This is a genomic window from Azohydromonas lata NBRC 102462 (genome assembly GCF_001571085.1).
GTDB classification, from domain to species: domain Bacteria; phylum Pseudomonadota; class Gammaproteobacteria; order Burkholderiales; family Burkholderiaceae_C; genus Azohydromonas; species Azohydromonas lata.
In genome coordinates this window covers 47,986-57,187 of record NZ_BCTC01000035.1, presented here as the reverse complement: position 1 = coordinate 57,187, position 9,202 = coordinate 47,986, and the positions used below count along the sequence as shown (strand labels likewise).

Here is a 9,202-nt window from a genome sequence, read left to right as displayed (position 1 = left end):
CACCAGCAGCCGGTCGCGCGAGCGCACGAACGGGGCGTAGAGCGCGCGCATGAGCAGCAGGGCGCGCTCGTCGTCGCCGCCGACGATGATGCGGTCCGGCCGCATGAAGTCCTCCACCGCCGCGCCTTCCTTGAGGAACTCGGGGTTGGAGACCACGGCGAACTCCAGCTCCATGCCGCGCGCGGCCAGCGCCTGCGCCACGGCCTCGCGCACGCGGTCGGCGGTGCCCACGGGCACGGTGGACTTGTCCACGATGACCTTGTAGTCCGTCATGCGCTCGCCGATGGCGCGGGCCGCCGCCACGACGTGGCTCAGGTCGGCCGAGCCGTCCTCGTCCGGCGGCGTGCCCACGGCGATGAACTGCAACGTGCCGTGGCGCACGGCGGCGTCCACGTCGGTGGTGAATTCCAGCCGTTTGGCGGCCACGTTGCGCTGCACCACTTCCAGCAGGCCGGGCTCGTGGATGGGCAACCCGCCCTCGCGCAGCACCTGGATCTTGCGTTCGTCCAGGTCCATGCACAGCACGTGGTTGCCCATTTCGGCCAGGCAGGCGCCGGTGACCAGGCCCACGTAGCCGGAGCCGACGACGGTGACTTTCATGATGGGGCTCTCCCTTGTTTATTCAGGTTTGGCGATCCAGCACAGCCGGTGCGTGCGCAGCCAGGGCACGGCGTCGAGCAGCCGGTGCAGCGCGGGGTGCACTCGGCAGGCCAGGCGCGCCAGCGGCGGGGCCAGGGTGACGCGGCGCGCCGACAGGCGGCCGTGCGGAAACAGCGCGCGCACGCGCGCCAGGGGCACGCCGCGCACGTCGCGGTTGGCGGGGTTGTCGAAGGCGAAGTCGTACCAGAGCACGGCGCCGCCGGGGCGCAGCCAGCGCCACATGGCGTCGGCCAGGCGCTGCTGGAAGGCGTCGTCCAGCAGCGAGGAAAAGACGGTGCTTTGAAAGACGATGTCCTGGCTGGCGGGCGGCACCTCGGCCCGCGACGCGTCGCCCAGCAGCACTTGCGTGGCCGCGGGCAGCCGCGCGCGCGCCTGGGCGTGGCGCTCGGCCAGCAGCTCGATGCCGCGCAGGTGGGCCGGGCTGAAGCCCAGGCGCAGCAGCTCCAGCAGGTTGTCGCCGCTGCCGCAGCCCACTTCCGTGGCGCGCAGCGCCGCGAGGTTGAAGCCCACGTGCTCGCGCAGCAGCGCGCACAGGGCGCGCTCGCGCTGCTGGCGCGCCAGCAGCACCTCGGGGCGCAGCGGGTGGTAGCGCCCGGCCAGGCCGGCGCGGCGCGCATAGCGCTCGCGCACGGCGGCGGGCTCGTCGTGGGGAGGCGGAAGCGTCATGGCCGTGCGGCTCCCCATGCCACCGCCAAGGGCCGGCGCGTCCCGCCGTCCACTTCGTCATTCCGGGCTGCGCGTATGCCTGTCCGGGGAGCGCCGTGTGGGAGCTGGCCTCCCGCCAGCCAAGGCGCTTCGCACCCTGCTTCGTCGTTCCCGCGCAGGCGCAGTGCTGTCCGGGGAACCCGGCCGCCGTTGGCATCCCGTGAGCCCAGGCGCTTTGCACCCTCATCCGTCATGCCCGCGAAAGCGGGCATCCACGCCGGCCGGGGTGCCGGTGCGCCGATGCCGGCCCGGGGCGGTGCCGTTCGAAGGCCACACCTCGGTGTTCGTGGATGCCCGCTTTCGCGGGCATGACGATGCAGAAGGCGCAGCGCCGGAGCTGACGGGATACGAAGCCCTTCCCTGTTTCCCCCAGACAGCCGTGCGCGAAGGCGGAAACCCAGGCGGACCCCAAGCCGGCCGCAAGCTGCCTTGCTGGAACTTCGGATGCCGCGGGTTCCGGCGCCGGCTTTTCTGCTCACGCGCCGGCGTGGGACCGCCTGGGTCCCCGCCTGCGCGGGGATGACGAAGTAGAGAGCGTGACCGATCAGCTTTCGGCTGCCGCCTGCGCCTGTGCCCACATCCGCGTCCACACCCCGCCCCGCTCCGGCCAGCGCTCGCAGGGGTTCGGCAAAACAGGCAAGGAATGACATCAGCGCACGGCTCCGGCAGGTGTCCACGCCCTCAGCGCGTGAGCTTGGAAAACCACTCGCGCCCGCGCCCGTGGCGCAGCACGTCCCACCAGCCCAGCAGCGTGCCGATGCCATAGCCCACGTGGTGCGCAGCGATCACCACCGGCAGCCGCGGCAGCAGCGCCCAATGCCCGTCGGCCGCCACCAGCAGCGACAGCGCACCCACGGCACCCGCGTAGGCCGCGAGCCATGCCAGCGGCAGCGCCCAGGGCGCGCCCAGCAGCGCCAGCGCGGTGAGCAGCAACTGCCCGCCCACGAAGATGCCGGGGACGAGCTGGCGCAGCGCCGCGGGCTGGCCATGCTTGCGCATCACGAAGGGCTTCCAGTAGCCGTACTGCAGCCACTGGCGGAACAGCGCCTTGACCGAGCCGCGCGGCTCGTACAGCGAGCGTATGCGCGCGCTCTGCCACACCCGGCCGCCGCCGCGCGTGATGCGCAGGTTGTGCTCGTCGTCCTGGTTGCGGACGAGCTGCTCGTCGAAGCCGCCGAAGCGCTCGAAGGTGTCGCGCCGCCAGGCGCCCAGGTACACGGTGTCGGCCTCGCCCTCGTAGTCGAGCTGGCGCGAGCGCGCGCCGCCGGCCACCCAGCGCGACTGAAAGGCCGCGGCGATGGCGCGCTGCCACGGCGCGCGCCCCTCGGCCCGCCAGGGCCCGCCCACCACGGCGGCGCCGCTGCGCTCCAGCGCGGCGATGCACTGCGCCACGTAGTCCGGCGCGTAGCGGGTGTGCACGTCCATGCGGACGATGACCTCGCCTTGCGCCGCCGCCAGAGCGCGGTTCAGCCCGCAGGAGACGATGCGCCCCGGGTTGTCCAGCTGGCGGATGCGGGGGTCCGCCGCGGCCAGGCGCTGCAGCTCGCCGCGCGTGCCGTCGTCGCTGTCGCCGTCGGCGATCAGCAGCTCCAGCACCCAGCCCGGCGGCAACTGCTGCGCGCGCGCCGAGGCGCAGAAGGCGGCGATGTGCAGCCGCTCGTTGCGGCAGGGGACGATGACGCTGACGATCCTCACGCCCTGCCCGCTCATGCCGCGGCTCCCGAGGCCAGCGGCGCGCGGCCCAGCAGTTGCAGGTACAGGGCGTACATGCGGTCCATGTGGTCCTTGCGCGCGGCACGCTGCAGGACGATGGCGCGGTTGTGGCGGCCCATGGCGTCCAGCGTGGCGCGCGGCAAGGCGCGCAGCTCGCCTATCGCAGCGGCCAGCGCGGCGGCGTCGCCGGCGGGGACGAGCCGGCCGCCCTGCGGGGTGATCCATTGCCGGTTGGCGGGCAGGTCCGAGGCCACCAGCGCCAGCCCGCAGGCCATGGACTCCAGCACCGACACCGAGGTCGCGTCGCTCTCCGGCACGCTCAGCGAGACGTGGCAGCGCTGCATCCACTGCAGCATGCCGGCGTCGTTCTGGCGGCCGACGAAGCGCACCACGTCCTGCAGGCCCAGGGCGCGGGCCTGCTCGCGCAAGCCGGCCTCCAGCGAGCCGCCGCCCAACAGCGCCAGGCGCACTTGGGCGGCCGGGTCGCGCTGCCTGAGCAGGGCCAGCGCCTGCAGGATGACGTCGATGCGGTAGTTGGGCTCCCAGGAGCGCAGGCTCAGCAGCTCCAGCGCGCCGCCCTCCCCCGCGCGCACGCCGGCCGGCGGCAGCTCGAAATGGGCGGTGTCCACGCCCCAGAGCAGCTCCTCGCGCGGGGCGGTGGCGCCATAGCCGTCCATGGCCTCGATGAGGTCGCGCGAGTCGCCGGTGAGCAGCGCGGCGCGGCGCAGCGTCCAGCCGGTGATGGCGTGCATGAGGCGGCTGCGTTTGGGCGTGACCAACAAGTCCGTGCCCCAGGCGGTCAGCACCACGGGGCGGCGCCCGCAGGCCGCGGCCCACAGGCCGTTGGAGCTGACGTAGTGGCCGTGCACCAGGTCCGGCGCGATGCGCGCGGCGTGGCGGCGCACCTGCGGCAGGGCCAGGAACCAGCCGGCCGCGTCGCCGCCGGGGCGGATCGCATGCACGGCCGCGGCGCCCGGCACCACGGCCGGGCGGCGCGTGAGCACGTGGCACTCGGCGCCGCGGCGGTGCATCTCCAGCACCCAGCGCTGCAGGTGCACGCTGTCGGCGTCGCCGGTGAAGAGGATGCGCAGGGGACGGCCGTTCATGGCGGTACTGGTGGGCGTGCTGATGGGCATGCTCATGGCAGCTCTCCGGCCCAGGCGCGGTAGTGCTCGCGCATCTCCGGGTGGAGCTGCAGCAGGGTGCGGTCCACGTCGCGCACGTCGCCCACCACGCGGGCGGGCTGGCCCTGGACGATGGCGAAGTCCGGCACGTTGCCGGAGACGTAGCTGTAGGCCGTCACCAGCACGCCGCGCCCAAGCCGGCTGCCCGGGGCGATGACGGCGTGCGGGCCGATGAAGCAGTAGGGGCCGATCTCGGTGGAGGCCTGGCGGTAGCCGGGCGGGCGCGGGTGGCCGAAGTAGCCGCGGCCGCACACGCGCAGCGCGTGGTGCGAGCTGTGGGTGAGGATGGAGACGTGGTTGGTGATCTGGCAGCCCTCGCCCACGGACAGGCCGCCGGAGGCGTCCAGGAAGTTGAAGTGGCCTATGAAGACGTGGTCGCCGACTTGCAGGCTGTCGCGGTGTTCCACGAAGGCGTGGGTGCTGATGCGGGTGTGGCGCAGCAGCCGGCCGTCGGCCGTGCGCCAGCCGTAGACCATGCGTGGAGCGACCACGCGGCTGAACAGGTGCAGCAGGGCTCTCTTGATGGACACGGCGGGCTGTCGGCAGGGGCGATTGGCAAAGACTTCTATTGTCGCGGCTCGCCCGGCGCCTCCTGCGCCTGGGCCTCGCGCGCGGCGCGCCTGAACAGCCACAAGGCCACGCCAATGGCGCCCAGGTAGGCCGCGCTGGTGCTGGCCGCGGCGCCGAAGGCGCCAAAGCGCGGCACCACCAGCAGGCAGCCCAGGGTGTTGAGGGCCAGCGAGAGCGCGGCGATCAGCCCCGACAGGTGGGGCCGCCCAAGGTGGTTGGTGAAGAAGGCCGAGAGGCTGGAGGCCGCCGCGTAGGCCGCGATGCCCGGCAGCAGCGCCGCCAGCGGCAGGAGCGCGCCGGCATAGGCCTCGCCCAGCACGCGCGGCAGCGCCAGGGCCGCGGCGCCCCACAGCAGCGGCGCGGCGCCCGCGGCCAGCGCCACGTTCATGCGCGCGGCGTGCAGCGCGGTGCGGGCGGCCGCCCGGCTGTCGGGCTGCCCAATGCGGTGGTAGGCCGAGATGGTCAGCGCCGAGGACAGCAGCCACAGCAGCTCGGCCACCTGCACGGCCACCGAGTACACGCCCGCGGCCGCCAGGCCCTCGTTGCGCTCGACCAGGAAGAGCGTGACGCGGTAGTTCAGCAGGCTCACGACGTTGGTGATGCCGATTTCGATCACGAAGCGCGCGTCGCGCCGGAGCCCGCCCCAGGGGGCGTCGGCGGCGGCATCGGCGCGGGTCTCGCGCAGCGCCGCGCCCGCGGTGGCCAGGCCCACGAGCGCCTTGGCCGCGACCCAGGCCACGAGCACCGGGCCGAGCAGGTCTGTCGAGCCGCCGCCGGGCAGCAGCAGCAGCGCCAGCAGGACGAGCGCGGGCGAGGCGACCTGCGGGAGGTTCAAGGGCGCCATGCGGCCCTGGCCCAGCCACAGCCCGGTGGCGGTGGGCACCAGCAGCAGCAGCGGCGCCACCAGCGCCATGAGGCCCAGGCGGTCGTAGGGCGGGCGGTCCGCGGCGAGGGACCCGGCCAGCAGCACCAGCGAGGCCGCGGCGCCGAAGGCGACGCACACCGCCAGCCAGCGCCGCAGTCCCGCCGCGGGCGGCTCGCGGTGGTGCGAGATGCGCCGCGCCAGCGCCAGGCCGAAGCCGGAGCCCAGAGTGAGCAGCAGCGACTCCACGGCGACGAAGAGCGCGAAGGCGCCCTGCACCGCCGGCCCAAGCCGCGCGACGTGGACCATGAGGGCCAGGCCCAGCGCCACGGTGGCGGCGCGCGCGATCAGGTTCAGGCTGGCGCCACGGGCCAGGCCGGCAAGGGACATGGGGATTCGATTTGGGCGGCTGCGAGGGGGCCGCATTGTCGCCGGGCGGGGGTGGCGGCCCGCCGCAGCGGATCAGGGCGAGGCGTCCACGCCCTGGAAAACGTCTGCCAGCGGCACGCCGGCTTCAATCACCGGCAGCGAGAGCACGGCGTCCTCGCTCATGTCGTGGAAAGTCCAGCCGCCGTCGGCGGTGCGCCGGAAAGCCTCGGCGCGGCGCGTGTCGGGATCGAGCAGCACGTACTCGCGCAGTGCGGGAATCCGGCGGTAGAGGGCGAATTTCTGGCTGCGGTCGTAAGCCTGCGTGCTGGGTGAAAGCACTTCAATGACCAGCGCCGGTGCGCGAAAGATCATTTCCGTGGCGAGGTCGGCCTTGTCGCAGGTGACGAACACGTCCGGGTACAGGAGGGTGTCGTCCGCCACCTGCACCTTCATGGATTCGCTGAAGATTTGGCAAGGCGAGCCGTCGAGCACATTGCCCAGATGCCGCACCAGGTTGGCCACCACGCGGCCGTGGCTGCGCCGGCCGCCCACCATCGCAAAGACCTCACCGCGGTGGAATTCGTGGCGGTCGGAGTGAGCGTTCTCCCACTCCAGGAACTCAGCCAGCGACAACTTGTGCTGCGGGACGGCCATGAGCGTGCATCCAGTCCGTAAAGCGTTGCGTTGAATACGGCCCAGTATTGTGCGCTTCTACAATCCGCCCTTTTTCCCGCCGCGAAGCCCTCTTCAGCCATGAGCAGCCACGACCTTCCCCAGACTGACGACAACAAGCTCATCGCCGAGCGGCGCGAAAAACTGGCCGCGCTGCGCGGCCGTGGCGGCGTGGTCTTCCCCAACGACTTCAAGCCCACCCACGACGCGGCCGACCTGCAGCAGCGCTTCGGCCAAACGCCCAACGAGGAGCTGGAGCCGCAAGCCATCGCGGTGGCCGTGGCCGGGCGGCTGATGCTCAAGCGCGTCATGGGCAAGGCCAGCTTCGGCACGCTGCAGGACGCCTCCTTCGGCCCAACCCACGGCCGCGTCCAGCTCTACGTCTCCAAGGCCGACGTGGGCGACGAGGCCTACGACGCCTTCAAGCACAACGACCTGGGCGACATCCTGGGCGCCCAGGGCACCCTGTTCCGCACCCGCTCCGGCGAGCTCTCCATCAAGGTCACGCAGCTTCGCCTGCTCACCAAGAGCCTGCGCCCGCTGCCGGACAAGTTCCACGGCATGGCCGACCAGGAGCAGAAGTACCGCCAGCGCTACGTGGACCTCATCACCGACGAGCACGCCCGCTCGCGCTTCGTGGCCCGCAGCAAGGCCGTGAGCTCCATCCGCCACTACATGGTCGAGCACGGCTTCCTGGAAGTCGAAACGCCCATGCTCCACCCCATCCCCGGCGGCGCCAACGCCAAGCCCTTCGTGACGCACCACAACGCGCTGGACCAGGAAATGTTCCTGCGCATCGCGCCGGAGCTCTATCTCAAGCGGCTGCTGGTGGGCGGCTTCGAGCGCGTGTTCGAGATCAACCGCAACTTCCGCAACGAAGGCATCTCGGTCCGGCACAACCCGGAATTCACGATGATGGAGTTCTACGCGGCCTACTGGAACTACCACGACGTGATGGGCTACACCGAGCAGGTCATCCGCCACGCCGCGCGCCAGGCCACGGGCAGCGCCAAGGTGAGCTATCAGGGCCGCGAGGTGGACCTGGAGCAGCCCTTCGAGCGGCTGTCCATCCGCGACGCCATCGTGAAGTACGTGCCCGAAGTCGGCGCCGAGCGCATTGACGACGAGGCTGCGCTGCGCGCGCAGCTCAAGCACGGCGGCCACGAGGCCCCCGCGCACTGGAACCTGGCGCAACTGCAGTTCGGCGTGTTCGAGGAGTACGTGGAGCACCACCTGTGGGCCCCGACCTTCATCGTGGACCACCCGGTGGAAGTCAGCCCCCTGGCCCGCGCCGCGGACGCCGACCCCACCCGCACCGAGCGCTTCGAGCTCTACATCACCGGGCGCGAGATCGCCAACGGCTTCTCCGAGCTCAACGACGCCGAGGACCAGGCCGAGCGCTTCCTCTCCCAGGTGAAGAACAAGGACGCCGGCGACGAGGAGGCCATGTACTTCGACGCCGACTTCATCCGCGCGCTGGAATACGGCATGCCCCCGGCCGGCGGCTGCGGCATCGGCATCGACCGCCTGGTCATGCTCATCACCGACAGCGCCAGCATCCGCGACGTGATCCTCTTCCCCGCGCTGCGCCGCGAGGGCCAGGTCAACAACGGGCACTGAAGCCCCTGACGCAACCGCCGGCGGCGCCCAAGCGCCGCCGCGGGGACGCCACGCACTCCACACGGCGCCGGCCCGGGACGAACCCGCGCCGGCGCTGCGCTTTTGATCCAGGTGAACCTTCGCACTGCCTGCCGCGCCTACGCTGCGCAGCAAAAGAAGTCGGGGGCAGGAGAAAACCAAAGCCGAGGAGACCGCGCATGGACCGCCCCCAGGAACCGCTGGACGCCCTGCAATCGCTGCACGCCGTGGAGGCCGCCTGTTGGGCCGAGATGGCCAACGCCGCCGCCTCGCGCGGCCACGCCTGGCGCACCATGACGCTGGCCACCACGGACGGGCGCGAGGCCTTCGCGCGCAGCGTGATCCTGCGCGAGGTGGACGCCGAGGCGCGCGAGCTGCTCTTCTTCACCGACTCGCGCAGCACCAAGGTGCGCCACATCGCCGAGCACCCGCGCGGCACGCTGCTGCTGTGGTCGGCGCAACTGGGCTGGCAGTTGCGGCTGCGCGTGACGCTGGAGGTGGAGACCGCGGGCCTGGCCGTCTCCTCGCGCTGGGCGCAATTGAAGCTCACGCCGGCGGCGCAGGACTACCTCTCGCCCGCCGCCCCCGGCACCCCGCTGTGCCCGCCCTCGCCTGAGCGCGCCTCGCGCGGGCACTTCGCCCTGGTGCACGCCCACGTGCGCGCCCTGGACTGGCTGGAGCTCCAACCCGCGGGCCAGCGCCGCGCCTGTTTCGACGCCCTGGGCGGCAAATGGCTGCAACCCTGAAAACTCATGGTGTGCGCAACATGATCAGCGCAGCCCGGCCATTTGAATCCCGCAGAAGAACAGTTCCGCCATTCAAACGCCAA

The 9,202-nt window shown here is 72.1% G+C and carries 9 protein-coding genes; 2 read left to right on the top strand and 7 right to left on the bottom strand.

Features of this window, described 5'->3' with window-relative positions; genetic code table 11:
• From ALA01S_RS14190 to ALA01S_RS14160, 7 genes are all read right to left on the bottom strand, one after another.
• Positions 1–600: nucleotide sugar dehydrogenase (locus ALA01S_RS14190; protein WP_157119000.1), on the bottom strand; the 600-nt coding region annotated here is incomplete at its 3' end.
• 18 nt (positions 601–618) lie between these two features.
• A complete protein-coding gene (locus tag ALA01S_RS14185) occupies positions 619–1,326 on the bottom strand; it encodes a class I SAM-dependent methyltransferase (protein ID WP_066337472.1) in 708 nt (235 codons plus the stop codon).
• Positions 1,327–2,046: 720 nt separating this feature from the next.
• Positions 2,047–3,075, bottom strand: coding sequence for a glycosyltransferase family 2 protein (locus ALA01S_RS14180; protein WP_066337459.1), 1,029 nt, complete (start codon positions 3,073–3,075; stop codon positions 2,047–2,049).
• Complete coding sequence (locus ALA01S_RS14175) at positions 3,072–4,220, bottom strand: glycosyltransferase (protein ID WP_238455798.1); 1,149 nt, start codon at positions 4,218–4,220, stop codon at positions 3,072–3,074. Before ALA01S_RS14175 ends, ALA01S_RS14180 begins: the two co-directional genes overlap by 4 nt.
• The gene (locus ALA01S_RS14170) at positions 4,217–4,792 is read right to left on the bottom strand and encodes an acyltransferase (protein WP_373862994.1); all 576 of its coding nucleotides are present in this window, start codon (positions 4,790–4,792) and stop codon (positions 4,217–4,219) included. Before ALA01S_RS14170 ends, ALA01S_RS14175 begins: the two co-directional genes overlap by 4 nt.
• Before the next feature lie 35 nt (positions 4,793–4,827).
• A complete protein-coding gene (locus ALA01S_RS14165; RefSeq protein WP_066337457.1) occupies positions 4,828–6,084 on the bottom strand; it encodes an MATE family efflux transporter in 1,257 nt (418 codons plus the stop codon).
• 72 nt (positions 6,085–6,156) lie between these two features.
• Complete coding sequence (locus ALA01S_RS14160) at positions 6,157–6,717, bottom strand: Uma2 family endonuclease (protein WP_066337454.1); 561 nt, start codon at positions 6,715–6,717, stop codon at positions 6,157–6,159.
• A gap of 99 nt (positions 6,718–6,816) precedes the next feature.
• Between ALA01S_RS14160 and lysS the strand changes: the two genes are divergently transcribed.
• Positions 6,817–8,355, top strand: coding sequence for a lysine--tRNA ligase (lysS, locus tag ALA01S_RS14155; protein ID WP_066337452.1), 1,539 nt, complete (start codon positions 6,817–6,819; stop codon positions 8,353–8,355).
• A gap of 197 nt (positions 8,356–8,552) precedes the next feature.
• Positions 8,553–9,119: a pyridoxamine 5'-phosphate oxidase family protein gene (locus ALA01S_RS14150; protein ID WP_066337451.1), complete on the top strand. Its 567-nt coding sequence runs from the start codon at positions 8,553–8,555 to the stop codon at positions 9,117–9,119.
• Positions 9,120–9,202 lie beyond the last annotated feature (83 nt).